Here is a 25,602-nt window from a genome sequence, read left to right as displayed (position 1 = left end):
ATGCCGCCACCCCCCCCACTGCCGCGGCTGCTGGGCGCCATCGACGGACTGAACCGCTGGGCGGGGCGGCTGGCTGGCTGGGCCCTGCTGCTCATGCTCACCCTCGGCTGCTGGAACGTGATCGGCCGCTACGCGGGGCTGCTGCTGGGCCGCAATCTCAGCTCCAATGGGCTGATCGAGGCGCAGTGGTACCTCTTCGCGCTCGCCTTCCTGCTGGGCATGGGCTGGACCCTGCAGCGCCGGGGGCATGTCCGCGTCGACGTGCTGCAGGCGCGCTGGCCGGAACGCCGCCGGCTGCGGGTGGACCTGGCCGGCACCCTGCTGCTGCTGCTGCCCTTCGTGGCCCTGGTGCTGATTGTCTCGGCCACCCCCACCGTGGAGAGCTGGCGCATCGCCGAGGCCTCACCGGATCCGGGCGGTCTGCCACGTTTCTGGGTGAAAGCCCTGATCCCGCTCGGGTTCCTGCTGCTGGGTCTGCAGGGTGTGGCGGAGGCCATCCGCCTGGCCGGTCGTCTGGCCAGCCTGGCCCGGGAACGGCGGCAGCAACACCTGCCGCAGGAGCACCGCTGAGCGGCCATGGAGATCGAACTGCTCGGCTACGTGATCGGCTTCGATGCCGGAGCCTGGCTGGGCGCCGGCATGTTCGCCACGCTCGTGCTCGCCCTGCTCAGCGGCTACCCGGTGGCCTTCGGCCTTGGCGGGGTGGCGGTGCTGTTCGGCCTGCTGGGCATGGCCCTGGGGGTGATCGATCCCTCGTTCCTCACGGCGTTGCCGCAGCGGATCTTCGGAATCATGGGGAACTTCACCCTGCTGGCGATTCCGGCCTTCGTGTTCATGGGCGCGATGCTCGAGAAATCGGGCATCGCCGAGCGCCTGCTGGTGGCCATGGGGCACCTGCTGGGTCGCCTGCGCGGGGGCCTGGCCCTCGCCGTGGTCCTGGTGGGGGCCCTGCTGGCGGCCACCACCGGTGTGGTGGCGGCGACCGTCACCACCATGGGGATGATCTCCCTGCCGGCGATGCTGCGCGCCGGCTACGACCGCTCGCTCGCCTGCGGGGTGATCACCGCCTCCGGCACCCTGGGGCAGATCATTCCCCCCAGCATCGTGCTGGTGGTGCTGGGTGACCAGCTCGGCGTGTCGATCGGCGATCTGTTCCTGGGCTCGCTGATCCCGGGGCTGGTGATGGCCGGAGCCTTCGCCCTCTACGTGGTGGTGATCACGGCGCTGCGCCCCGAGCTGGCCCCACAGCAGAGCACCGCCGCGGAGCGCGCCATGCCGGCCTCCACCCTGGCGCGGGTGGTGCTGCAACCGCTGGGGCTGATCCTGCTGGTGCTGGGCAGCATCTTCTTCGGGATCGCCACCCCTACCGAGGCCGGCGCCCTCGGCGCCCTCGGCGCCCTGGTGCTGGCGGCCCTGCAGGGGGGCTTCAGCCGCCAGGCGCTGGCGGAGGTGAGCGATGAGACCCTGCGCACCACGGCGATGGTGATGGCGATCCTGCTGGGGTCCACCGCCTTCAGCCTGGTGTTCCGCGGGCTGGGGGGCGATCAGCTGATCTCCGGGCTGCTGCTCAACCTGCCTGGGGGAAGGGTGGGGTTCCTGGCCGTCGCGATGCTGGTGATCTTCACCCTGGGCTTCTTCATCGACTTCTTCGAGATCGCCTTCATCGTGGTGCCGCTGCTGCTGCCCACGGCCCGAACGCTGCTGAGCCCCCAGGAGCTGCTCTGGTTCGGGGTGGTGATCGGCACCAACCTGCAGACCTCCTTCCTCACCCCGCCGTTCGGCTTCGCCCTCTTCTACCTGCGCGGTGTGGCCCCGGCGGATCTGAGCACCTGGGCCATCTACCGCGGCGCCTGGCCCTTCGTGGGGATCCAGCTCTGCGTGCTGCTGCTGGTGCTCTTGGTGCCCCAACTGGTCACCTTTCTGCCCTCCCTTGCTGCACCGGCCGGCTGAATCCCATGCTTCGCCTCCTGCTCAACGTGCTCTGGTTCGTGCTCGGCGGCGTCGTGATGGGTCTGGGATCTGGGATGGTGGCTGGCCGGGCTGGTGGCCGTCATGGCAGCGCATCCCCTGGGAGTTGATCCATGCGGAGGCGTCTCTACGCGGACGTGTCCTGCCGTACGAAGAACATGGCAGCGAGTCGCTGCATGCCAAGCACGCGCCCGATCTCCCAGAAGGCAAAAAACGGAACGAAGGCGATCGTGAGCATGAGAACGCGAGCCGACAGCTCATCGATGCCGAGGGCGGCCAGATCGCGCAGCCCACTCCAGCCACTGTGGTGACGGAGCATTCCCTCCACAACGTGTTCAAGGATGCTGAACAGCATCACCAGCAAGCCAAAGGCAATGGACTTGTAAGCCACGGGCACGATCAGCGGAAGCTGTTCAAAACGCCGCCCAAAGCCGAACATCTTGCCAAGCAGCACAACCTTGGCGATGACCAACGCTTCGATCAGCGCGACCCCGTAATGGAGATAGGTGACTCCGGTTTCGGCAAGCACCAGTCGGCGGTAGGTGGTGAATGAGCCCAGGAAGATCCAGAGATACAGGGCTATGAGCCAGAACAGCTTGAGCTCCTCTAGCGCCCTCTGCCGCAATCCTGATCTGGCGGGCCGTGTCATGAATTCCCTCTGCTGCCCATGTTGGGATTGACGTGGGTATTGACGTTGGTGATCGTGCTGTTGATCAGCCTGCATAGCCAATGGGGCTCATAGCCCAGTATCGGGTAGGCAGCACCTCGCCCTGCGTCATCGAGCCCTCAGAGCTCTGAACTCGAAGCGCTCTACCGCCAGATCAGGCCTACCGCTGGGGGCAGGAGCGGCTGGCCCTCGCCTCGAGCCGCAGGATTCACCTCCTGCCCGTGTCAGAGCCCCCGCACCGCGCCCGCCGCCCAGGGGCCCAGCGGCCAGCATGCGTGCACTCGGCACGCAATCCAAAACCGCGTTGGATCTCCGCATCGGCTGCCGACTCGAGATTGCCTGCGAGGCGCCCACACCCATCCTCGCCCTGGTGCACCCCCACACCAGCCTGTTGACCAACCTGCTGGACCATGAGCAGGTGTCGTTGCAGCCTGATCGACCGGTGGAGGTGCTCACCCATTGGCAAGGCAACCGCTGGTGCCGCTTCATCGCCGCCTCCGGCACCACCAGCTTCGGCTACAACGCCACCATCCAGCAGCCGGATGCAGGGGATCCCGTGGTGCCTGCTGCGGCGCTGTGCCCGGTTCAGTTTCTGCCGATCGACACCTACCCCTACCTGAACGCCAGCACCTACTGCGACACCGCCGCGCTGATGGGCCTGGCCTGGGCCACCTTCTCGTCCGTTCCAGCAGGCTGGCCTCGCGTCCAGGCCATCTGCGACTGGATTCACGCCCAGATCCGCTTCGACTACAGCGCAGTGACGCCGGAGAAGACCGCCAGCCAGACCCTTGCCGATGGAGCTGGTGTGTGCCGCGACTTTGCCCACCTGGCGATCAGCCTGTGCCGCTGCCTCAACATCCCTGCCCGCTACTGCACCGGCTACCTGGGCTACACGGGTATTCCAGTAGGGGAGGAGCCGGTCGACTTCTCGGCCTGGTTCGAGGTGTTTCTCGGCGACCGCTGGTACACCTTCGATGCGCGACACAACATGCCCCGCTGCGGCCGGGTGCTCATTGGCCAGGGTCGTGATGCCGGCGATGTGCCGTTCCTGCGTTCATTCGGTGATCACCGTCTGGTGGGATTTGAGGTGATCACCCATGAGCTCGCCTCCACGCTGGCGGCCTGAGGGGCTGCCTAACTGGCTGCCGAAGTGGCGGGCCTGAATGTGTGGAGCTGGCCCGGATGCCGATCGTCATCTTCGGCTGCAGCACCCTGCCACCTGGATCGGCAGGGAGGGACCTGAATCTGATCAGGACTGTGCTCCACATCCCAACCATCTGCTGCGGTGATCTCGATGCGCCCGCCCCGCACCGTCTCCTGTTGGTTGTCTGGATCGGGCAACCACAGGGGTGAAGGCACCTCGTGAGTGGCGCTGCCGGTGAACAGGACCAGAAACAAGAGATCGTTGGAGAGCAGCTGGGCGGCATGCTCGTGGCGGACGTCCACCGGGTCCTGGTGCTCCGGATCCTGAATGCCGGTGGCCGGCGGCCAACGCCGTTACCGTGACCCCTGGCGAACTGCTCTGATGGCCAGGGAACGCTTCTTCCTCGAGCTCGCCCCACCGGATGAACAGCTGGCCGGGCTGCCCCACGTGGTGATCGTGGGCGGTGGCTTCGCCGGCCTCAAGGCGGCCCATGCCCTCAGCGGCAGGCCCGTGCGGGTCACCCTGATCGACAAGCGCAACTTCAACCTCTTCCAGCCGCTCCTCTATCAGGTGGCTTCGGGGCTCGTGTCGGAGGCCGACGTGGCCTCACCCCTGCGCCAGATGGTGGGTCAGGCCCCCAACATCCAGGTTCTGCTCGGTGAGGTGGTCGACATCGACCCGGCGGCCAGGGAGGTGGTGTTCAACGACCGCCGCCTGGCCTTCGACCACCTGATCCTGGCCACCGGCTCGGGCAGCACCTACTTCGGCCATGAGGAGTGGCGCGAGCATGCGCCGCCGATGAAGATCCTCGAGCACGCCGACGAGGTGCGCCGGCGGCTGCTCACGGCCCTCGAGGAGGCCGAGCAGACGCCCGATCGGGAGCGCCGCCGTCACCTGCAGTCGGTGGTGGTGGTGGGCGGCGGCCCCTCCGGCTGCGAACTGGCCGGATCAGTGAACGAGATGCTGCGCCATGCGGTGGCACGCGACTTCAAGCAGCTGGACCCGGACGACTGCAAGGTCACCCTGGTGGATCCTGGCGAGAGGCTGCTGCGGGCCATGCACCCCAGCCTCTCGGACGCCGCCGGCCGCTACCTGCGCTCCCGCGGTGTGGAGCTGCTGCTGGGCGGCCGGGTGCAGGCCATCGCCTCCGAACGGGTGACGCTGACCGCCCCAGGCGGCGAGCGGACCCTGGAGGCGGCCACGATCTGCTGGACCGCCGGCGTGCGGGCCTCACACCTGGGCAAACTGCTGGCCGAGCGCAGCGGCTGCCCGCTCGACCGGGGCGGGCGTGTGATCGTGAACCCCGATTTCTCCATTCCCGACCACCCCTCCATCCGGGTGGTGGGCGACCTCTGCGCCTACAGCCACACCGCGGACGGCAAGCCCCTGCCGGGCATGGCCAGCCCGGCGGTGCAGATGGGCGGCTGGGTGGCCGCCGACATCCTGGCCGCTCAGGAAGGGCGCTCCCATGCCCCCTTCCGCTGGACCGATTTCGGCAGCATGGCGGTGATCGGCCCCCTCTGCGCCGTGGCCGACCTGCGCGGACTGCGGGTGAGCGGGCCGATCGGCTGGCTGCTGTGGGGCCTGGCCCACCTGGCCTTCATGCCGGCCAACGAGAACCGCCTCACCCTGCTCACCAAATGGCTGTGGACGATCGGCACCCGTCAGCGGGCCTCCCTGCTGATCACCGGCCGCCCCGACCAGCACATGGGCGTCGATGTAGGCCTGGAGCGACTGGAAGCCGCCGATCCCGGCGTCAGAGCACCAGGCTGCTCTGCATGATGCCGCCATCGGCGAAGATCGTGGTGGCAATGATGGAGCTGGCGGCATCACTGGCGAGGAAGGCCTGGCCACACGTCAGGGGGCAGCCCCTCCGCCCTGAGCCGCCCGCGCCATCAGCACCACCACCGAGCGGGGCTGCAGGGTGTAGGCCTGCTCCGGCAGAGCGGGTGCCTCCGCCCAGTCGACGATGTCGTCGGGGCTGGGAAGGGCGGTATCGATCCAGCGATGCCACCGCCCATCGGCCAGACCGGTGGGGGGCAGGGCAAACCGCAGCGGCTGCCACCAGGCATTCACCAGCAGATGCCTCCGGAAGCGGTGTTCGCTGCTGGTGTGGCTCAGGGCCAGGGAGTGGGAGTCGGCCCCCCAGTCGGGCTGGAACGGCTCCACCCCGTGCCACTCCACCGCACAGCGGCGCAGCAGCTCGGAGAGCGACAGGTTGGCGTGATCCACCACCACATCGCGCCGCTGCCGGAAGGCGATCAGGGCGCGGCTGAAGCGCAGCAGATCCGCCCTTCTCGCCACCAGGCCCCAGTCCATCCAGCTGATCGGATTGTCCTGGCAGTAGGCGTTGTTGTTGCCCCGCTGGCTGCGGCCCACCTCATCGCCCATCGCCAGCATCGGCGTGCCTGGAGCGAGCAGCAGCAGGCAGAGGGCATTGCGCATCTGCCGCGCCCTGAGGGCCAGCACGTCGGGATCCTGCGTCTCCCCCTCCACGCCGCAGTTCCAGCTGGCATTGTCATCGGAGCCGTCGCGGTTGGCCTCGCCATTGGCCTCGTTGTGCTTGGTGTCGTAACTCACCCAGTCGGCCAGGGTGAAGCCGTCGTGGCAGGTCACGAAGTTCACGCTCAGCTCCGCCTCCCGCTGGCGGGGGCCATAGATGTCCGGGCTGCCGATCAGGCGCTGGGCGGCCGCCCAGGCGAAGCCGGAGTCTCCCTTGAGGAAATGGCGCAGATCGTCGCGGAAGCGCCCGTTCCACTCCTGCCAGCGCTCCCCCACGAACCGGCCCACCTCATAGAGGCCGGCGGCATCCCAGGCTTCAGCGATCAGCTTGGTGCCGGCCAGCACCGGATCGGTGTCGAGATCGAAGAGTACCGGCGGCCGCGGCTCCGGACGGCCCTCCTCATCGCGGGACAGCACGGCGGCCAGATCAAAGCGGAATCCATCCACGTGCATGTGCTGCACCCAGTGGCGCAGGCTGTGGCGGATCAGCCGCCGCACCACCGGATGGTTGGCGTTGAAGGTGTTGCCGCAGCCGGTCACGTCGAAGTCGTGCAGGCTGTCCCCCTCCCCCTGGAGCAGGTAGTAGTCGTGGGGAGCCAGGCCCCGATAGGAGAGGGTGGGCCCCGCCGCCGCGCCCGCCATGGCCCCCTCCGCAGTGTGGTTGTACACCACATCCAGGATCACCTCGAGGCCGGCGCGGTGCAGGGCCTTCACCAGATCACGGAACTCATCGAGCACCGCCAGAGGATCGGGGCCAGTGGCGTAGCCCGGGTGGGGAGCGAGCACGCTGATGGGCTGGTAGCCCCAGTGGTTGCTCAGGCCGGCCGGAGCCGCCTGGGCGTCGAAGGCGAACACCGGCATCAGCTCCACGGCGGTGATGCCCAGCTGCTGCAGGTAGGGAATCGTTTCGATCAGAGCGGCATAGGTGCCGGCCCGCCCGGGGGCGACAGCGGCGCTGGGATCGGCGGTGAAGCCGCGCACGTGCAGCTCGTAGATCACCGTTTCGCGCGCAGGGCGGCGCAGGGGCCGATCGCCCTCCCAGTCGTAGCGGCTGAGGTCGGCCACGACACTCTTGATGGCCCCAGCCCAGCCGCCTCCCGCCCCGATCTGCCCCCCGTCGCGGCGCTGGCCCCGCTGCCGGCGATAGCCCGCAGGCACCGCCAGGGCCGGGGCGTAGGGGTCGAGCAGCAGGCAGTCGGGATCGGCGGGGAGGCGGTAGCCGTAGAGCTGGCCCGGCCCCACCCCCGCCACCAGGCCATGCCAGTAGGTGGCGCTGCGGTGCGCTTCACCCTCGAGCACCAGCACCGCCGAGGGCTCCGGATCCTCGAGCGCGTCGAACAGGCAGAGCTCCACCCTGTCGCAGCCCCGGGCATGAACGCTGAAGTTCACCCCGCCCCGCTGCAGCGTCGCCCCGAGGGGCGCACTGGTGCCCTCAGCCAGAGCCAGGAGAGTGTCGGTCACGGCCAGCCGCACGGTGTGGGATCCCCTGCCCATGGTGATCAGGACCGGGCGCGCTGCCTACGTTGCGCTGCCGGTGAGGGCGGGGTGGATGGAGCTCACGGTGGTGGAACAGCTTCCTCCTCCCGCACCGCGCCCCACTGGCGATCCCTCAGGTCGGTGCCCAGAGGTTCCAGGCCATCAACCCCTGGTCGCGTTCATGCCAGCTCCGCCTCGAGGCGCGCCGCGATGCGCAGGGCGTTGGCGATCACGGTGAGGCCTGGGCCCACCGCCGGGCAGCTCGGAAACACGCTGGCATCCGCGATCCAGAGGTTCTCCAGCCCATGGCAACGGCCCTCCAGGTTCACCACCGAGCTGGCCGGATCACTGCCCATGCGGCAGGTGCCGCAGGCCAGGCCCATCACGCTCAGCGGCGCCTCGCCGCGGGGATAGATCGGCGCCCGCTGCACCACCGTGGTGGCGGGGTCGGCCTCGGTTTTCTGGATCGTGTCCAGCCAGCGGTACACCAACCGGTCGTGGGCTTCGCGGTTGTTGGGGATGTAGGCCACATCGATGCGCTCACCCCGCACCGTCACCCGGTTCTCCGGGTCGGGCAGCACCGCCGTCATCGCCCACCAGGTGATCGAGCGGTCGGCCAGCCACTCCAGCGCCGGATCCGGCAGCAGCCGGCTCACCAGCGACAGCAGCGGCGGCGACTCGGCGAACAGCAGATCCTGCAGCACGCCCCCACCGTTGCGGATCGAGCCCAGGGCGTAGTCCACGTTCTTGTCGCCCCAGTAGTACTCCGTGAGGCCCAGGGCCGGTGAGTAGCGGCCCGAATTGGGGCTGCTGGCCCGCTGCAGCAGCGCCGTGAGCTGGGGCTTCATCAGGTTGCGGCCCACCTGATCCGAGTCGTTGGCCAGCCCGCTGGGGTGCCGCTCCCCCGCCGAGCGCAGCAGGATCGCGGCGGTGTTCACCGCCCCGGCCGCCAGCACCACCTGGTGCCCCTGGAACAGCCAGCGGTCGCCTGCGATCCGCGCCTCCACGCCCTTCACCTCACGGCCGCTGGGGTCCACATGCAGCGCCTCCACCACCGCGCCGCTGCGAACCGCCGCCGGGGTCACCGCCGCCAGGGCCCGCTCCACGCCGAACAGCTCCGCGTCGCCGATGGGATCGGCGCTGCTCTCGCTCCAGCTCAGCGGCAGGTGATAGGGCCGCAATCCCTGGCGCGACAGGTCGGCGTGCAGCTGCTCCAGCACCGGCTCCATCGGCCGCGGGCCATAGGGATAGGCCGCCGCGCGCGGCGGCGCCGTGGGATCCTCGCCGGCCTGACCGTGCACCCGGTAGAGGGCCTCGGCCCGGTCATACCAGGGGGCCAGATCGCCGTAGTGCAACCCCCAGGCCGGCGAGCGGCCGTCCTGCATCGCCACGCCCTCGAATTCCGCCTCCCGCAACCGCTCCAGCACCGCCGCCCAGATCTTGGTGTTGCCGCCCAGGGCGTACACCATCTGGGGGTTGAAGGGATCGCCGTCGCTGCCGAACCAGGGCTGCTCCGGGTGGTAGCGCGGCCTGCGGAACAGCTCCACATCGCCCACGTTCTGATCCACCAGCGGCAGCCGCTCGCCGCGCTCGAGCAGCAGCACCCGTCGGCCCGCCTGGGCCAGCTCGGCGGCCAGCGTGGCGCCGGCCGCGCCACTGCCGATCACCACCACGTCGTAGAGGGTGTCGTCAATGATCATCGCGATGGCCCCATCAGCATCAGCGCTGCCACACGTAAATCAGCACGAACAGCACCACCCAGATCACATCCACGAAGTGCCAGAACAGCGACACGGCCGTCACCCCCACCGAGCCGGCGTCGTAGTTGCCCGGGCGAAAGGAGCGGGCCAGCATCAGCCCCATCAGCAGCACGCCGGTGAGCACGTGCAGGCCGTGGAAGCCGGTGAGCAGATAGAAGCTGGCGCCGTACACCCCATCTCCCAGCCCGAAGGGCAGCCCGGCCCACTCGAGCCCCTGCCCCACCAGAAACACCACCCCCATCGCCATGGTGAGCAGCCACCAGGCGCGGAACTGCCGCAGCCGGCCCCGGTGCAGGGCGCGCTCGGCCAGCCAGATCACACCACTGCTGCTCACCAGCACCACGGTGAAGCGCAGCGGATCGGCCAGCTCCAGCCCCTCCACACCGGGCGGCAGCCACAGGGGTGAGGAGGTCTTGTAGATGGCGTAGCCGGCGAACAGCGCCAGGAAGATCACGCTCTCGGAGAGCAGGAAGATCACGAAGCCCGTGAGGGTGTGATCGCCGTGGCCATGGTCGGCGTGCACGGGGGCGTCGGCCGGGTTGGGGGTGATGGTGGTCATGGGGTCAACCTCCCTGGGCCGCCCTGGCCACGTAGCGCGCCTGATCGAGCACCAGCGGCCGCTCCAGCCCGTAGCCGTAGGGGCCGCTCACCACGGTGGGCACGTCGTGCTCGAAGTTCTCCGCCGGTGGCGGCGAGGGCAGCAGCCACTCCAGGCCGATGGCATGCCAGGGGTTGGGCGGTGCCTTCTCGCCCCGCACCCAGGAGCTCACCAGGTTGAGCAGAAACGGAATCGTGGCCACCCCCAGCAGGAAGGCGCCGAGGCTGGCGAGCACGTTGGCGAAGGCGAACTCCGGGTCGTAGGACGCCACCCGGCGCGGCATGCCCAGCAGGCCGGCCGCATGCATCGGCAGGAAGGTGAGCTGACTGCCGATGAAGGTGAGCACGAAGTGCAGCTTGCCCAGGCCTTCGTACATCATCCGGCCGGTGAACTTCGGGAACCAGTGGTAGATGCCGGCAAACACGCCGTAGGTGATGGTGGAGAAGATCACGGTGTGGAAATGGCCCACCACGAAGTAGGTGTTGCCCACGTGGATGTCCACCGGCACCGTGGCCAGCATGATGCCGGTGATGCCGGCGAAGATGAAGTTGAACACACCGCCGAGGCAGAACAGCATGGCCGTGGTGAGGCGCAGCTTGCCGCGCCACAGCGTGGCGATCCAGGCGAACACCTTGATGCCGGTGGGCACCGCGATCAGCATCGTGGTGACCATGAACAGGTTGCGCATCCACTGCGGTGTGCCGCTGTAGAACATGTGGTGCACCCACACGATCAGGCTGAGGAAGGTGATCCCGAACGAGGCGATCGCCACCACGTGGTAGCCGAACAGGGGTTTGCGGGCATAGACCGGAAACAGCTCGGAGAAGATGCCGAACACCGGCAGCGCCATCACGTACACCGCCGGATGGGAATAGAACCAGAAGAAGTGCTGATACAGCATCGGATCGCCGCCCCCCTCCGGCCGGTAGAAGCTGGTGCCGAAGCTGAGGTCGAACAGCAGCAGCACCGCCCCGGCGGTGAGCACCGGCAGGCCGATCAGCTGGATCGTCTGGGCGGCCACGGCCGTCCAGCAGAAGATCGGCATGCGGAACCAGCCCATGCCCGGCGCCCGCAGGCGGATCACCGTGGTGATGAAGTTCACCGCCCCCATGATCGAGGAGATGCCCGAGAGCGCCACCGCCAGGATCCACAGAAACTGGCCGTTGATGAAATGCCCGAGCGGGTTCTGGATGCTCTGGGGTGGGTAGGCCCACCAGCCGGAGCCGGAGGGGCCGCCTGGCACCAGGAAACTCGCCATCAGAATCACGCCGAACACCGGCACCATCCAGAAGGCGGCCGCGTTCAGGCGGGGGAAGGCCATGTCCGGCGCTCCGATCATCGGCGGGATCAGCAGGTTGTTGAAGCCGTTGAGGATCGGGAACAGAAACAGGAACAGCATCACCGTTCCGTGCATCGTGTAGAGCCCGTTGTAGACGGAGGGATCCACCAGATCTGCCGCCGGCGTGATCAGCTCGCCGCGCATGATCATCGACAGCAGGCCGCCCACCAGCAGGAAGAACAGCGCGGTGATCATGTACTGCAGGCCGATCACCTTGGCGTCGGTGTTGAAGCTCAGGAAGCGCCGCCAGTTGTTCGGCGCGCCGGGCACCGGATGGGGCGCCCGCAGCACGCGGGGATCGAAGGCCGGAGCGGGGGTGGTGCTGGTCATGGTCAGCCCTCGTGACTGGCGGTGGGATCGGCACTGACGTGCACCAGCGGCGGGGGCGCCGGCGGCACCGTCGCCCAGCCCCGGTCGCCGCGGGCCAGACGCTGGGCGTAGAGGTCGGTGGCGGCGTTGGCGGCCGGCTGCAGCGGCTGGCGCAGGGCCTGCTTGAGCCAGGCCGCGTAGGCCTCAGGCGGCTCCACCACCACATCGGTCTGGTTGGAGGAGAAGTAGCCGCCGCTGAACATCGAATCGCGCAGCCGGTAGCGGCCCGCGCGGGTGGGGATGAGGCTGTAATCGATCACGCTGCCGGGGATCAGGTCCTGCTTGAGCCGGAAGGCCGGCACGTAGAAGCCGTGGATCACATCGGTGGCGCTGAGGCGCAGGAAGCTGCGCTGGCCCTCGGGCAGGTGCAGCTCGCTGCTGTGCACGCCGTTGGGATAGATGAACTCCCAGCTCCACTGGCGGCCGATCACCTGAATGGGCATCGCGGCGGCCGGGTCGTCTGCGGCCAGCACCCTGGCCGCGGGGCCCTCGACGCCGTGCATGGCGGCATGGCCGCCGCTCACGCGGATCTTGCCGCCCAGGGTGGAGAGCGTGTCGCTCACGTCGATCGCCTTCCAGGCAATCAGCATCACGATCACCAGTGGGATCAGCGTCCAGATGATCTCGAGCTTGAGGTTGCCTTCGATCGGATCGCCGTTGTCCAGGTCGTACTTGGGGGCTCGGTTGAACAGCAGCGTCCAGAGGATCACGCCGCTGCAGCCCAGGAAGATGAAGCTGCCGATGCCCACCTCCAGGGCGAACAGGTCGTCCACGGGGCCAGCGGCCGCGGAGGCCGGCACCGGAAGCCAGCGGTGCGACTGGGCGGCCATCCAGAAGCTGGCGGCCAGGTCGCTGAGCACCGCAGCCAGCAGCAGCGCGACGGACCAGAGCCTTGGGGATCGCGCGGCAGAGCTGGTCATGGCAGGGCCTCCCGCAGGTTCAGGCCCGCCGCCAGCAGCTGGTCTGCCGTGACGTGCACGCCGAACTCACCGGCCAGCTGGGCACCGAGGGTGCCGTGCACCCCGATCAGCACGAACAGGCCCAGGCCGGCCAGCAGGTAGCTCCACTGCACCTCGCGGCCCAGGTCGCGGCGCCAGCGGAACCGCTGCAGGCCACGCCACACCACCATCGCCACGATCAACAGCAGCAGAACAACACCCCCCACGCCGTGCCAGAGCATGGTGGCGGCGCTGCCGAGGCCGAAGTCGCTGCGCCCCCCCGGGATCGGCACCGCCAGCAACATCTCGTAGAAGCCGGCCGCGACGGTGAAGAAGCTCACCACGACGCAGGCCAGCAGGTTGAACCAGCCCACATCGTGGAAGCTGCAGCGGGTCACCGGCAATGCCAGGAAGCGGAACAGCCGCTTCTCGAGCGGAAACAGGGCGCCGGCGATGTCGAAGACAATCGCGATCACGAACAACCCGATCGTGAAGTGCACCAGGTTGGGGTGCAGCGGCATGGCGTAGGGCAACTGGTTGGGGCCCAGCTGCTCGGCCACAGGGGCAGCGGCCAGGGGCACCAAGGCGTACATCACACCAGCCCCGCGCGCACGGCTTCGACCACGGGCACCGTGTGCAGCCCGTACACCCACACCAGCTGATTCCCCAGCAGCACCTGCACCACCACCAGCACGCTCAGCAGCGCTCCGGCGCCCAGGAAGGCCGGCGGCAGCTGCAGGGGGTCACGGCTGCGGATCACGTAGCGCCAGCCGGAGAGCAGGGCCAGCACCCCGGCCAGCGACCAGCCGAGGGTGCTGTGCAGGTTGAGGATCGTGCTGGCCTCGCCGTAGGGACTGGCCAGGCCGGCCTCGATCTGGCCGAAGATGATCGCCACGAAGATGGCCACCGTGGCCACCAGCAAATTCCAGAAACTCACTTCAAACAGGGCAGGTCGGCGGCCGAAGCGGCCGATCAGATCGAACACCACACTGATCAGCGCCATGGCGATGACGAAGTGCACCACGATCGGGTGGATGGTGTCCATCCACGGCAGGTTGCGGTCGTTGAGCGGGGGAAGCAGCTCAAACATGGAGACCGGAACGGCTGCGAAGCTGCCCATACCCTGGGGGATTCCATCCGGGCGCTGCGGGGGTTGTGATGGATTGCGACAGCCCTGTGGGCATTCGCCGATCAAAGGACAGGCAGAACGAGCTGCACTTCCTGCTGGTGAGTCCCTGCTGGTGAGTCTGCGTAGGGTGATGGCCATTGCATGCACTCCGTGGCCGCTCCCTCCTCCCCCGCGCTGCGCTGGCTCACCGCCGGCCTGCTGCTGGCTGCGGCGGGCCTGGCCATCGCCCTGCCGTTCGTGTCGGCCACCCTGCTCACGATCGCCATCGGCGGCGTGGCCATCGCTGCCGGCCTCTCCCAGGGGCTGCGCCTCACCGGTGAAGCCGATCTGAAGGGCAAGCTGTTCCGCCTGCTCTCCGCCCTCCTCTATGCCGGCGGCGGGATCTACATCCTGCTCTACCCCCTCGCCAGTGAGGTGAGCCTCACCCTGTTCGTGGGCTTCCTGCTGGCCTTCCAGGGCGTGATGGAGCTGGCCGCCGCGGCCGCCGGCCAGGGCCCCGCCCGCAGCCTGGTGCTGCTCGATGGAATCGTCACCACCGTGCTGGGCGGGATGCTGATCGCCGAATGGCCCAGCGACAGCCTCTGGGCGATCGGCACCCTGCTGGGCATCGGCCTGGCCTTCTCGGCCATCAACCTGCTCACCACCCCGAGCCCCCAGGCGGGCTGAGGACCGGGCCGGGCGGCGTCACTCCCCCGCCGCGAACCCCTCGGCCTTGCGGGGATCCACCACACCGAGCGTGCCCTCGGCCGTGATCTCCACGCTGTTGGCCGCTCCCATGGCGGGGCTGCGCACCAGCTGGTGGCCCTTCGCCTCCAGCAGCCGGCGGGTGTCGGGGCTGAGGCCTTCCTCATGGAAGAAGCGATCGGGCAGCAGCTGGGCATGGATGCGTGGAGCCGCCACGGCACCGGCCAGGTTGAGGCCGTGCTCGATGCGGTTGAGCAGCACCTGCAGCACGGTGGTGAGGATGCGGCTGCCGCCGGGGCTGCCGGTGGCGAACCAGGGCCGGCCGTCGGCGTGGAACACCAGGGTGGGGCTCATCGAGCTGAGCGGCCGCCGGCCCGGGGCGATGGCATTGGAGGCGCCCTGCACCAGCCCGAAGGCGTTCGGGCTGCCCAGCTGGGCGGTGAAATCGTCCATCTCGTTGTTGAGCAGGAAGCCCGCCCCGGGCACGGCGATGCCGCTGCCGAAGGGGAAGTTGAGCGTGGTGGTGAGGGCCACCATGCCCCCCTGGCGATCGGCGGCGGAGAGGTGGATCGTGTCCTCGCTCTCGGGCAGGGGCGGCGGCCCCTGCTGCACCTGCGCGGCGGGCCGGTGCCGCTGCAGATCGAGGGAGCGGCCCATCGCCGCCACGTAGGCGGGGGCCAGCATCCGGGCCAGGGGGATCGCCACCTGGTCGGGATCACCCAGCAGGGCGTTGCGGTCGCGGTAGGCCAGGTTCATGGCCTCGGCCATGCGGTGCAGGGTCGCGGCTCCGTTGGCCCCCAGGCTGGCCAGCGGCATGGGCTCCAGCAGGGCCAGCAGCTGCAGGATCGTCACGGCGCTGCTGGGTGGCGGCGGCACCAGCACGGTGGTGCCACGGAAGCGGCCCGTCAGGGGTCGCACCAGCTGGGCCCGGTAGTCCGCAAGATCGGCGGGGGTGATCAGCCCGCCGCCCCGCCGCATCAACCCCGTGAGAGCCACGGCCGTTGGGCCCGCGTAGAAGCCGCGCTCGCCCTGCTCCGCGATCCGGCGCAGGGTGGCCGCCAACGCCCGCTGACGCAGCAGGGCGCCGGGCCGGGCCGCCGCCAGGAACAAGGCCCGGGCGGTGGGGTCGGCCGCCAGCCGCGGGCGGGCGCGGCGCAGATCTTCCGCCAGCACCCGACTCACCGGGAACCCCCGCTCGGCCAGGGCGATGGCGGGGCGGAGCACCTGGCGCAGCGGCAGGCGGCCATAGCAGCGCTGGGCCAGCACCAGCCCCGCCACCGAGCCGGGCACGGCCGTGCTCAGCAGGCTGCCGGTGGCCAGCTTGCGATCCACGCGTCCATCCGGCCCCACGAACAGATCACCGCGGGCGGCGGCCGGCGCCGTCTCACGGAAGTTCACCGCCACGGCCGTGCCCCGGCCGATCCTCAGCTCAGGGCTGCCGGCCCTGCCCTGGGTGCCGGCCTCCGGCAGACAGCCGCGGGAGCGGGCCGGCGAGGCGCCGGGCAACCACAGCATCAGGAAGCCGCCGCCGCCCAGGTTGCCGGCCTGGGGGTGGCTCACCGCCAGGGCGAAGGCGGTGCCGACCGCCGCATCCACCGCATTGCCGCCCTGCCGCAGCAGCTCCACCCCGGCGACCGCGGCCAATGGCTCCTGCACCGCCACCATGCCCCCAGGCGACCACACCGGATGGGAGCGCTGCTCCCGCTCCTGCAGCACATCGGCGCGCAGGGGGCCGGGGAGTGCCAGCAGGGCGGGAGCGAGCAGCACCGGCAGCAGCCGCCTCAGGCCCGGAGCAGGGCCCTGGAGGGATCGTCGCCGGACCAGGGAGGACATGGGGATGGGCAGGGTCTGCGTTGATCCCATGGTGGAGGTCCATACGAAGTCGGCGGCGTGATCGCCAAGGAGCTCGGCGTGTAGGGCACCACCTAGCTCAAGCGCGCCGTGGTGGCCGCCTTCGGCTGGCCGGCCAACCTGCAGGGCGAGGCGTTGTATCCCTTCACCAAGCTGGACAGCAAGGGTGAAACGCTGACAGGAGCCAACAACGACACCCTCAGCTTCACCAAGGGGGCAACACCCCCCGATGCCGAAGCGGCCCGTGCAGCACGCTCAGAACCCTGAAACGCCCCCTGCCTCGCCCGGAGACAGGCCTGCGCCAGTCCCCCCGCTGATCGCACGGACCACTCCCTTGCTGCAATGTCGTCGCGCGCGATGGGAGGCATCGCAACGATCATGAAGCGGATGATCCGATGCACCAACCATGCTTACAGTGCACCCAGAAAGAGGATCCTGAAGACCAGCATGAATCAACAGCAGAAAGCCCTGATTGAACGAGCACGGGAACTGGCCAGGCCCTTTCGCATCGAGGATGGCGAATCGTTTCGCCTCAAGGATGTGGACCCTGGCGATACGCTCCACTTCGACCAGGAAGACAAACCCCAGGCCAAGGAAGCCCTGGCGTTGGGTGTGGAGCTGCTGGCGGAATTTCAGGACATGCTCTATGCCCAGGATCGCTGGGCCGTGCTCTTGGCCTTCCAGGCCATGGATGCCGCCGGCAAGGATGGCACCATCAAGCATGTGATGAGCGGGGTCAATCCCCAGGGCTGCCAGGTGAGCAGTTTCAAGGCACCTTCCGGCATCGCCCTGGATCACGACTATCTCTGGCGCTGCAACATCGCCCTGCCCGAGCGGGGGCGGATCGGCATCTTCAACCGCAGCTACTACGAGGAGACCCTGGTGGTGCGTGTTCACCCCGAGTTTCTGCACAAGCAGACACTCCCGGACGAACTGATGGGCAAGGACATCTGGGAGAAGCGCTTCAAGGATATCCGCAACTACGAGAAGTACCTCAGCAACAACGGAACAGTGGTACGAAAATTCTTCCTGCATGTCTCCAAGAAAGAGCAGAAGAGGCGCTTCCTTGAACGGCTGAACAATCCTGAGAAGAACTGGAAGTTCTCCGCCAACGACATCAAGGAGCGGGCCTACTGGGACGACTACATGCAGGCCTACGAGGACATGATCCGGAATACGGCCACCAAGCGCGCGCCCTGGTATGTGGTTCCGGCCGACAACAAGTGGTTCACGCGCATCGTGGTGGCGGCCGCCGTTGTGGAAACCCTCGACTCCCTCAACCTCCGCTATCCCACCGTCAGCGACGAGGACCGGGCCAGGCTGGAGCAGGCGAAGCAGGAGCTCCTGAACGAGTGACCGCATCCACCCATGCATCCACCTGAGCCCAAACTGCCGCCTTGGCCCGAGCCCGCCTCGGACTAGGCGGCTTTGGCGGTTGCTTCCGACGACGAGGGCGACGCCGCGGAGGCTGGCGCGCCAGTCTGGCCTGCAGCCAGATCCTGAATCTGCTTCAGATAACCCGCATAGGTGGGTGATTCACCAGGGGCGTAATTGAGGTTCTTGAACAGACCCGTGAGACGGGTGAAGAACTCCCGCACCGCCCCCTTGTCAGCGAAGTGATAAGGGCGGTTCAGCAGATCGCAGACCAGATCAAAGGATGTTTTCTGGCGTTCAATCGAGCAGCTGGAATCCACCGCATCAAAGGCATCCTGCTGCAGATACACCATATCGAGGAAAAGCGCCTTCTGATGCAGGATGAAATCCTCGATGGTGACGCCTTCCTCACCAGTCACCTGGATCATCTGATTCACGGCATCACCACGGCGCAGCAGGTCGTTCATCGACTGAACCCGTTGCACCCAATCTGGCGCAACATGCTTGGCGAACCAGTCTTCCAGCTGGCCGAAGTAGCGCGACCAGGAAAGCAGAATGTCCACGGCGGGATAGAAGCGCTTGTAAGCCCGATCGGCACTCAGCCCCAGGAAGGCCTTCACCGTGCTCAGGGTCGACTGGGTGACCGGCTCCTCGAAGTTGCCGCCAGCCGGCGACACCGTGCCGATCATCGTGAGACTGCCCACACTGCCGTCGTTGGTGCGGATGATGCCGGCCCGCTCGTACACACTCTTGATCGAGGAGTCGAGATAGGCCGGGAAGGCTTCCTCCCCGGGAATCTCCTCAAGCCGGCCGGAGGTTTCGCGCATCGCCTGGGCCCAGCGGGAGGTGGAATCGGCGATCAGCAGCACGTTGTAGCCCATCTGGCGGTAATACTCACCCAGGGTGAGACCGGTGTAGATCGAGGCCTCCCGCGCCGCCACCGGCATCGAGGAGGTGTTGCAGATGATGATCGTGCGATCCATCAGCGATCCACCGGTCTTGGGATCGGAGAGCTTGGGGAACTCGGTGATGGTTTCCACCACCTCGCCGGCCCGCTCGCCGCAGGCCACCACGATCACCACGTCCACATCCGAGTGGCGCGAGATCATGTTCTGCAGCACCGTCTTCCCGGCACCGAACGGTCCGGGGATGCAGCCGGTGCCCCCACGGGCAATCGGGAGGAACGTGTCCACGATGCGCTGGGTGGTGATCATCGGCTCCTCGGGATAGAGCCGCTCGCACAGGCGCCGCTCCAGCAGGCCCTGGGGCAGGGGACGCCGCACCGGCCACTCCTGGGTGAGGGTGAGGGAGCGGGTGTTGCCTCGGGCATCCTGAATGCGGGCGACCGCCGTGTCGACGGTGAAGCTGCCCTGCTGGATCCACTCGAGTGTGACCTCCCCGGGTTCGGCGAAGGGCACCATGATCTTGTGGGTGAAGCGGCCCTCCTGGACGGTGCCGATCACATCGCCGGCCTTGAGGCGATCGCCCATGCGGGCCGTGGACTGGAACGACCACTTGCGCTCGGTGTCGAGCGGAGCCACGGTCGCTCCGCGGGGGAGGAAGGTGCCGTACCCAGCCGCCAGGCCGGCCAGGGGATTCTGCAGGCCGTCGTACACCTGGCTGAGCAGGCCGGGGCCGAGGGTCACCGAAAGCAACTCACCTGTCTGCTCCACCGCATCGCCCACCCCGACGCCCTTGGTGCTCTCGTACACCTGGGCATCGGCGGTGGTCCCATGCACCCGCAGCACCTCGGCCTTGAGCCGCTCCTGGCGGTCCCCCTGCCGGCGGCTCGGCAGGATGTAGATCACCTCGTTCTTGAGGATCGGCCGCGGATCGGTGTCGGCCATGGCGATGGTCACCAGGTCGTCCTGAACGGCGACCACGCGGGCGGGATTGAAGGAGGCGTCGGTCATCGGCCGGCTGCGACGGGTTGTTGGGCTGACTCAGGGGCGGAAGCAGGGACTGGAGGAGGAGGCTGCTGGGGCGAGGCCACCGGAGAGGGGACACCGGCGCCGATGGCGACGCCCTCCAGCGCGGCCTTCACCAGTTCACCGAAGCGCTGCTGCGCCTCCTGGGCGTCGTAGTGCGACCAGCGGTCCACCAGAGCCCAGCGGGCCACGTAGATCACCACGGCTTCGAAGTCGAAGCGGTGGCCGAAGGAGAGTCGCTCGAGCCCGTTCCAGATCACCTGAAACAGGGAGCGTTCGAGCGCCACCAGATCGCCGGACTCCAGCAGGCGGCTCACCTCCGGGATCCAGGGGAACACCACCTCGAGCCCGAAGGCCGGTTGCTTCCAGCGACGTTCGATCGTGGCCACCCAGGGACCGAAGCCCCAGGCCTGCCCGATGGGTGGCTCCTCCTCACCGCGGTGGCGGCGGCGCAGGGCCGCCAGGATCGTGCGCAGATCGAGCCGCTGCGCCACCAGCTCCCGCAGGGTGGGATTCGACACCTCCTGGAAGAACCCCTGCGCCGCCTGCAGCACCCGCGCATCCGCAGGACCCGCCAGGCTGTCGTCATCCCGAACCGACTGGGCGAGCAGGCCGACGATCAGATCCAGGGTGTGCCGATCGTCCGGATGCAGCAGGGACAGCCGACTCTGCAGCTTCAGCAGCGAGATGGCTGGCGTGCCGGCCTCGAACAGTCCCCCCAGGGGGGGCAGGCTGGCCATCAGCACCGTGTAGCGCGGAGCTGTGAAGCGGGGGCTCATTTCACGACACCCTCCAGGAGGGCGCGGAAGCGAGGTTGCAGGTGCTGCAGGATCGCCTCGGCGACAGACTGGTCGCTGAGATCGAGCACCACGTCGCGATCCACGAGCCGCAGGCGGAGCCCGGCCTGCTGATCGCTGCCGATGCCGAAGCTCACCCCCTCCCGCAGCATGCCGCGGGAAACCAGCTGCACGAAGCGGGTGAGCACCCCGTGTTCGAGTTCCTCGGGGTTCTGACTGAGCTCCTCGAGGCCGGCGATGTGACGGGGCAGCAGCACCTCGGTGTGGTCGGAGCGGTCGGCCTGCTCCCGCACGCGACCCACCACCTCCAGGATCATCTTCTCGATCAGCTCCTGCTTCTGCTGTTCCTCGCCCACCAGCTGGCGGACCTCCCCGCGAAAACGCTCCATCAGCTGGGACTTCAGGGCCAGAACCGCATCCCGCAACGCCAGTTCGAGGGCCTGCTTGCCGGAACTCTCCAGGGTCTCGGCTTCGGTGCGGGCCTGCTGCACGATCTGGTCGGCCTGCTGGCGGGCCTGGGCGAGGGTGCGCTGGGCCTCGGCCCTGGCCTCGGCCACGATCTGGTCGGCCTGGCTGCGGCCGGCGGTCACCCCCTGATCACGCAGGCGGGCGATCAGCTCCTCCACCCCCGAGGCCACCTGAGCCGGGGTGTCGTCACGGTTGGCGCGGGACTTGGGCATCGCGGGGAGGGGGCGAGGGGAGAATCAAACGGTGGGATCGAGGGAAGGGTTCACGGTTTGGGGATCCCCCCCGCCGCCACGAGGGCGAACACGAAGGCGAACACGGCGAAGCCCTCCACGATCGCGGCAGGGGCCAGGGCCAGACCGAAGATCTCGGGCTTCGCCTTCGAGCCCGAGATGGCCGAGGCACAGCAGAGGCCCTGATAAATGGCCGCCAGCAGGAAGGTGAGTCCGGAGAGCACACCCAGACCGAAGAGGGCGCCGGAGTTCTCCGGCGACACCGGCCTGTTGAGGATGAACATCACCACGATGCCGTAGATCGACATCGAGGAGGGAAGGGCGGAGAGGCCAACGAAACGGCCATAGCCGCTGTTGACTTCCATCATGGCGCCGATCGCCGCCTGGCCGGCAATCGTGCAGCCGATCGCCGCCCCGATGGCCCCGAGGGCGACCGGGGCGTAGATCCCGATCCAGCCCAGCCCGAGAAGAGAAAAATGGTCGTTCAAGAGGCAAGCTCCTTTTTGATGAAAGGCCTGAAGGGGACACCTTCCCCGGAAAGTCCCCAGTTGAAGAACTCGATATAGTTCAACCGGAGACCATGCACAAAGCCACTGATGATGGCCAGCAGCAGATTGATGCCATGGCCCAGCACCAGAATCAGCAGGGCGATCGGAACTCCAAGAGCCAGACCCGATCCTGACACCTGACTGGCCAGCTGATTGAAGGTGATGGCCAGGGACGCACTCGCCAGCCCGAGGGCAAAGAGGCGCAAATAGCTCATCACATCACCGAACAGTTTGGAGATGGCGGTGAGCGATCCAGCACCATCGAGAAGACGCAGCAGGAGATCGGCCGGGTGGCGGATGGGGCGTTCACTGCTCAGCAGCAGAACGGTGATCAGTCCGCCGGCGATCAGGCCAATCCCCAGATGGAGGTAAGGCGCGGCGGCATTGCCGAGATAGAGCGTCAGCCCCCCCAGAATCACCGCCATCCAGCCGATCGGTGACGCCCTGCTGGCCACGGAATGGCCCCGCAGGGCCACCACGGTGTTGGCCAGCAGCAGGTGGGCGCAGCCGACCAGCAGGGAGAGTTTCATCATCGCCGCGAAATCATTGAGATCGAGCAGCTTGAGATGCCCCAACAGGGAACCCTCCGGAGGCTCCACACCGAAATAGCTGCCGGCGAGGATTCCATAGAGGAGCGCCATCAGCAGGCCGAAGGACGCCAGGATGCGGAAATGACGTCCGCCTGGCGAGCGTCCCATCGCCTTCCACTTCAGCCCGAGCAGCAGACCCAGCACCAGGGCATAGCCGGCATCGGCCATGATCATGGCGAAGAACAAGGCGAACGAGAAAAACACCACGACCGAAGGATCCCAGTCGCGATAGGCCGGGGTTTCGTAGAAGGTGACCAGGTCCTGACCTCCGCTGAGGACGGAGGGATTGCGCAAGAGGGTGGGGGGACTGTCCTTCGGGGTCGGCACCTCGGCCAGGTAGGCGAGGCCCTGCTGGGCCGCGAACGCCTCCAGGCGCGGCAGAAGGGGGCGGGGGATCCAACCCTGAAGCTGCACCAGGGTGCTGTCGTCGTGGGCGAGGCCCGCGGCCTGCTCCCGCGCCTGGGCATCCTCGGCCCGGTTCAGGTGCTTGGAGAGGAGAAAGATCCAGCGGCTGAGCGATTCGTGCTCCGCCTCCACATCCTCCAGGGCCGTGCGCGCGACATCGAGCTCCTGCTGCACATCCCGGTGGGACTGGGACCCCACATGGGAGCGAGGCACCGGCAGAAGGGCGGGATCCGGCTCCTGCTCGGCGATCAGCACGACATAGGCATTGCGGGCGCTCTGATACAACAGCTGCCAGGGCAGATCGAGCGTGGCGAGAGCCTGGCGGAAGGCCCGTCCCTTGGCATGGGGCACGCGGTAGAACCAGAGGCGACACCCTCCCAGAACCTCGAGATCGGGAAGCTCGAAATCTCCCCAGGGTCTGAGCTCCTCGAGCCGCTTGCTGAGGGCCAGCACCTGATCCTCCGCCTCCTGCTTCTGGTGGCGATTGGCCAGGGCCTCGGCCACGATGCGCTCGAAGTCGAAGTCGGCATCCACCCGGCTCTGGTGGCGCCGTCGCCGCACATCCATCAGATAGCGCAGGGCCTGGCGGGCGTCCTCGCTGGGCTTTGACACCACGAAGCCCTGGTCGTCGGCCGTGGCGGTGTCGCCCTCCAGTGCAATCAGGTGCAGACAGCCGAGGCCCTGCAGACCATCCAGCAGGGCCTCCCGATCGGCGGACAGGCCCAGCAGGGTCACCTTGGCGAGCGGAATGATCGTCATGCCGCCACCAGGCTCGAAGGGTTCGGGTTCTGGCTCGAAGGGTTCTGCTTCTTGCGCTTGGCGATCTTCGAATTCACCACGGCGGCACGCTCAGCATCCGCCAGGTAGATCGTGATCTTCTTGATGTTGTGGCGGGTTCGCGGGATCAGCACCTTGTCAAAGAGATTGAAGCGCTGGGTCACCTTGCGCTCAGCCTGCCGCAGCAGCTCAAGCCGTTGTTCGGCCACGCGGAGCTGCAGCTGGTTGCGCAGCGCCTGCTGCAGCCACACCACCACGGCATCCACCCAGAAGGGACGGGTGAGCAGGCCGTAGTCGGCGACCTGGAAATCCACCCCCTCGAGCTTCGGCAGGCGCGTTCCCATCAGGTTCTCCTCCACCTGATGGACGGCCGCAATCGTCACCAGGCCCGAAAGATCGATCCGCTCATGGGCCAGCATCGGGCAGGACTGGCCCACCTCCGCAGCGATCGCGGCGGCACGGGCCCTGGCCTCCTCCAGCTGGCGTCGGGCCGCTTCGCGCTCGGCCCCAAGCTGACGACGCTTGAGATCCAGGGACGGCAGCACGTCGTGGTAGGTCTTCAGCAGACCCTTCTGCCGGCTCAGCGAAGCCTTGGTGAGCGGCAGCCGGCTCATGCCACGGCCTCCTGCTTAGGTGCCTCCTGCTGGGGGGCCTCCTGCCCAGCTTTGCGGGGAAAGTACTTGTCGATCAGCTCCTGCTTCATCAGCAGTTCCTGTGGCTCGAAGCACTCGGCAAGGGTCTGCCAGGCGAGATCCAGAGCGGCCTCCAGTGGCAGGTCCACGTTGATGTCCATGAACCGCTGGCGGAAGAGATCGCCAAAGCGGATCAGCTTGCGGTCGTAGTCGGAGAGTTCGAAGGCCATGGCCAGCTTCTGCTGGGCATCCCGGGCGCCCGCATACAGCCGGATCGTGGTGTTCATGATCTGGTTGTGGTCCTCGCGGGTCACCTTGCCGATCACGTTCTGCTTCAGACGCGACAGCGAACCGAAGGGATCGATCATGCCGTCGTGCAGGTAGAACTGGCCTTCGGTGATGTAGCCGGTGTTGTCGGGAACCGGGTGGGTCACGTCATCGCCGGGCATGGTGGTCACCGTGAGCACGGTGACGGAACCACCCTTGGCGTAGTCGGCGGCCTTTTCATAACGGCGGGCCAGCTGGGAGTAGAGATCGCCCGGATAGCCGCGGTTGGCCGGCACCTGGTCCATGGCGATGCTGATCTCCTTGAGGCCATCGGCAAAGGAGGTCATGTCGCTGAGCAGCACGAGCACACGCTTGCCTTCCTCCACGGCGAACTTCTCGGCCACGGCGAGAGCCATGTCGGGAATCAGGATCCGCTCCACGATCGGATCGGAAGCCAGATTCACGAACATCACCGTGCGTGGAAAGACGCCGGCATCCTCGAAGGCCTTGCGGAAGGCGTAGTAGTCGTCGAAGATCAGACCCAGCCCGCCGAACACCACCACATCCGCATCCGCCTGAATGCCGATCCGGGCGAGAAAGGGATTGAAGGGTTCACCAGAAATGGAGAAGATCGGAATCTTCTGGCTCTCCACCAGGCAGTTGTAGATGTCGATCATCGGCACATTGGTGCGGATCATCTTGGAGGCCAGGATGCGGCACATCGGATTCACCGATGGTCCACCGATCGCCACCCGTGGATCCTGAGAGAGGTCGGGTCCTCCATCGATCGGCTCCCCCGTGCCGCGAAACACCCGGCCAAGAATGTTCCCTGAATAGGTGGCCGTCATCGGATGACCCAGAAAGCGCACCTGGGAGTTGGTCGACACTCCCTTCGTGCCCCGGAACACCTGCAACGCCACCGATCGCTGCTTCAGATCGATCACCTGGGCCAGCGAGGAGCTGCCATCGGCGTTCTGCAGCACCGCCAGATCGTTGAAGCGCGGTCCATCGGAGGCACCCTCTGCCCCGGCCGGCACCTCCACCCGGATGATGTCTCCCACGATTTCAAGAATCCGGGAGTAACTGATCAGCGAAGACATCAGGGCAGGGCCTCGATGGAGAACATCAGGCTGGGCTCCAAAGCCCAGCCCGTGCACCCGT

23 protein-coding genes are annotated in these 25,602 nt (G+C 67.6%); 7 read left to right on the top strand and 16 right to left on the bottom strand.

What is annotated here, in order from left to right; translation table 11 throughout:
- Entirely contained in the window at nucleotides 1-570 is a 570-nt protein-coding gene (locus ACLNEE_RS04865; RefSeq protein WP_411422322.1) for a TRAP transporter small permease subunit, read from the top strand.
- A gap of 6 nt (nucleotides 571-576) precedes the next feature.
- Nucleotides 577-1,950 (top strand): TRAP transporter large permease, encoded by a 1,374-nt coding sequence (locus ACLNEE_RS04860; protein ID WP_411422321.1) that lies wholly within the window; start codon nucleotides 577-579, stop codon nucleotides 1,948-1,950.
- Nucleotides 1,951-2,095: 145 nt separating this feature from the next.
- Here the strand turns inward: ACLNEE_RS04860 and ACLNEE_RS04855 are convergent, their stop codons facing one another.
- The gene (locus ACLNEE_RS04855) at nucleotides 2,096-2,617 is read right to left on the bottom strand and encodes a hypothetical protein (protein ID WP_411422319.1); all 522 of its coding nucleotides are present in this window, start codon (nucleotides 2,615-2,617) and stop codon (nucleotides 2,096-2,098) included.
- A 322-nt stretch (nucleotides 2,618-2,939) separates the two neighbouring features.
- On the opposite strand from ACLNEE_RS04855, the gene ACLNEE_RS04850 reads away from it, so the two are divergent.
- Both ACLNEE_RS04850 and ACLNEE_RS04845 read left to right on the top strand, forming a co-directional pair.
- A complete protein-coding gene (locus tag ACLNEE_RS04850; RefSeq protein WP_412006837.1) occupies nucleotides 2,940-3,761 on the top strand; it encodes a transglutaminase-like domain-containing protein in 822 nt (273 codons plus the stop codon).
- A 399-nt stretch (nucleotides 3,762-4,160) separates the two neighbouring features.
- Nucleotides 4,161-5,561 carry an NAD(P)/FAD-dependent oxidoreductase gene (locus ACLNEE_RS04845; RefSeq protein WP_411422316.1) on the top strand — a complete coding sequence of 467 codons (1,401 nt, stop codon included), beginning with the start codon at nucleotides 4,161-4,163 and terminating at the stop codon, nucleotides 5,559-5,561.
- A gap of 75 nt (nucleotides 5,562-5,636) precedes the next feature.
- On the opposite strand, the gene ACLNEE_RS04840 is transcribed toward ACLNEE_RS04845, so the two are convergent.
- The 7 genes from ACLNEE_RS04840 to ACLNEE_RS04810 form a co-directional block, all read right to left on the bottom strand.
- Nucleotides 5,637-7,775, bottom strand: a complete 2,139-nt coding sequence (locus tag ACLNEE_RS04840) for a glycogen debranching protein (RefSeq protein WP_411422315.1) — start codon at nucleotides 7,773-7,775, stop codon at nucleotides 5,637-5,639.
- A 161-nt stretch (nucleotides 7,776-7,936) separates the two neighbouring features.
- A complete protein-coding gene (locus ACLNEE_RS04835; protein WP_412006836.1) occupies nucleotides 7,937-9,457 on the bottom strand; it encodes a GMC oxidoreductase in 1,521 nt (506 codons plus the stop codon).
- A 19-nt stretch (nucleotides 9,458-9,476) separates the two neighbouring features.
- A complete protein-coding gene (locus ACLNEE_RS04830) occupies nucleotides 9,477-10,076 on the bottom strand; it encodes a cytochrome c oxidase subunit 3 (RefSeq protein WP_411422314.1) in 600 nt (199 codons plus the stop codon).
- Between the two features lie 4 nt (nucleotides 10,077-10,080).
- Nucleotides 10,081-11,784 carry a cytochrome c oxidase subunit I gene (locus tag ACLNEE_RS04825; RefSeq protein ID WP_411422313.1) on the bottom strand — a complete coding sequence of 568 codons (1,704 nt, stop codon included), beginning with the start codon at nucleotides 11,782-11,784 and terminating at the stop codon, nucleotides 10,081-10,083.
- Between the two features lie 2 nt (nucleotides 11,785-11,786).
- Nucleotides 11,787-12,743, bottom strand: a complete 957-nt coding sequence (locus ACLNEE_RS04820; protein WP_411422312.1) for a cytochrome c oxidase subunit II — start codon at nucleotides 12,741-12,743, stop codon at nucleotides 11,787-11,789.
- Complete coding sequence (locus ACLNEE_RS04815) at nucleotides 12,740-13,354, bottom strand: DUF2231 domain-containing protein (protein ID WP_411422311.1); 615 nt, start codon at nucleotides 13,352-13,354, stop codon at nucleotides 12,740-12,742. The genes ACLNEE_RS04820 and ACLNEE_RS04815 overlap by 4 nt, the downstream gene beginning before the upstream one ends.
- The gene (locus tag ACLNEE_RS04810; protein WP_411422334.1) at nucleotides 13,354-13,851 is read right to left on the bottom strand and encodes a DUF2231 domain-containing protein; all 498 of its coding nucleotides are present in this window, start codon (nucleotides 13,849-13,851) and stop codon (nucleotides 13,354-13,356) included. The genes ACLNEE_RS04815 and ACLNEE_RS04810 overlap by 1 nt, the downstream gene beginning before the upstream one ends.
- 189 nt (nucleotides 13,852-14,040) lie before the next feature.
- Here ACLNEE_RS04810 and ACLNEE_RS04805 point away from each other — a divergent pair, with 189 nt between their 5' ends.
- Nucleotides 14,041-14,556 (top strand): HdeD family acid-resistance protein, encoded by a 516-nt coding sequence (locus ACLNEE_RS04805; RefSeq protein ID WP_412006835.1) that lies wholly within the window; start codon nucleotides 14,041-14,043, stop codon nucleotides 14,554-14,556.
- An 18-nt stretch (nucleotides 14,557-14,574) separates the two neighbouring features.
- Here ACLNEE_RS04805 and ggt read toward each other — a convergent pair whose 3' ends face one another.
- Nucleotides 14,575-16,407 carry a gamma-glutamyltransferase gene (ggt, locus tag ACLNEE_RS04800; protein ID WP_412006834.1) on the bottom strand — a complete coding sequence of 611 codons (1,833 nt, stop codon included), beginning with the start codon at nucleotides 16,405-16,407 and terminating at the stop codon, nucleotides 14,575-14,577.
- Nucleotides 16,408-16,518: 111 nt separating this feature from the next.
- Here ggt and ACLNEE_RS04795 point away from each other — a divergent pair, with 111 nt between their 5' ends.
- Nucleotides 16,519-16,692: a hypothetical protein gene (locus ACLNEE_RS04795; protein ID WP_412006833.1), complete on the top strand. Its 174-nt coding sequence runs from the start codon at nucleotides 16,519-16,521 to the stop codon at nucleotides 16,690-16,692.
- Between the two features lie 180 nt (nucleotides 16,693-16,872).
- On the top strand, nucleotides 16,873-17,781 hold the full coding sequence (locus tag ACLNEE_RS04790; RefSeq protein ID WP_412006832.1) for a polyphosphate kinase 2 family protein: 909 nt from the start codon (nucleotides 16,873-16,875) through the stop codon (nucleotides 17,779-17,781).
- A 62-nt stretch (nucleotides 17,782-17,843) separates the two neighbouring features.
- Here ACLNEE_RS04790 and ACLNEE_RS04785 read toward each other — a convergent pair whose 3' ends face one another.
- Genes ACLNEE_RS04785 through ACLNEE_RS04755 form a run of 7 tightly spaced genes read right to left on the bottom strand, consistent with a single transcriptional unit; the run spans nucleotide 17,844 to nucleotide 25,541 of the window.
- Nucleotides 17,844-19,712, bottom strand: a complete 1,869-nt coding sequence (locus ACLNEE_RS04785; RefSeq protein ID WP_411422306.1) for a V-type ATP synthase subunit A — start codon at nucleotides 19,710-19,712, stop codon at nucleotides 17,844-17,846.
- The gene (locus tag ACLNEE_RS04780; protein ID WP_411422305.1) at nucleotides 19,709-20,506 is read right to left on the bottom strand and encodes a DUF2764 family protein; all 798 of its coding nucleotides are present in this window, start codon (nucleotides 20,504-20,506) and stop codon (nucleotides 19,709-19,711) included. The genes ACLNEE_RS04785 and ACLNEE_RS04780 overlap by 4 nt, the downstream gene beginning before the upstream one ends.
- The gene (locus tag ACLNEE_RS04775; RefSeq protein WP_411422304.1) at nucleotides 20,503-21,204 is read right to left on the bottom strand and encodes a hypothetical protein; all 702 of its coding nucleotides are present in this window, start codon (nucleotides 21,202-21,204) and stop codon (nucleotides 20,503-20,505) included. Before ACLNEE_RS04775 ends, ACLNEE_RS04780 begins: the two co-directional genes overlap by 4 nt.
- 50 nt (nucleotides 21,205-21,254) lie before the next feature.
- A complete protein-coding gene (locus ACLNEE_RS04770) occupies nucleotides 21,255-21,710 on the bottom strand; it encodes an ATP synthase subunit C (protein ID WP_411422303.1) in 456 nt (151 codons plus the stop codon).
- Complete coding sequence (locus tag ACLNEE_RS04765) at nucleotides 21,707-23,524, bottom strand: V-type ATP synthase subunit I (protein ID WP_411422302.1); 1,818 nt, start codon at nucleotides 23,522-23,524, stop codon at nucleotides 21,707-21,709. Before ACLNEE_RS04765 ends, ACLNEE_RS04770 begins: the two co-directional genes overlap by 4 nt.
- Nucleotides 23,521-24,156 carry a V-type ATP synthase subunit D gene (locus tag ACLNEE_RS04760; RefSeq protein ID WP_411422301.1) on the bottom strand — a complete coding sequence of 212 codons (636 nt, stop codon included), beginning with the start codon at nucleotides 24,154-24,156 and terminating at the stop codon, nucleotides 23,521-23,523. The genes ACLNEE_RS04765 and ACLNEE_RS04760 overlap by 4 nt, the downstream gene beginning before the upstream one ends.
- On the bottom strand, nucleotides 24,153-25,541 hold the full coding sequence (locus ACLNEE_RS04755; RefSeq protein ID WP_411422300.1) for a V-type ATP synthase subunit B: 1,389 nt from the start codon (nucleotides 25,539-25,541) through the stop codon (nucleotides 24,153-24,155). Before ACLNEE_RS04755 ends, ACLNEE_RS04760 begins: the two co-directional genes overlap by 4 nt.
- Between the last annotated feature and the right edge of the window lie 61 nt (nucleotides 25,542-25,602).

Source organism: Aphanothece stagnina RSMan2012 (assembly GCF_046764815.1).
Taxonomy (GTDB): Bacteria; Cyanobacteriota; Cyanobacteriia; order PCC-6307; family Cyanobiaceae; genus NIES-981.
The sequence above is the reverse complement of the archived record's forward strand: the minus strand, read 5'-3'. Positions and strand labels throughout refer to the sequence as shown.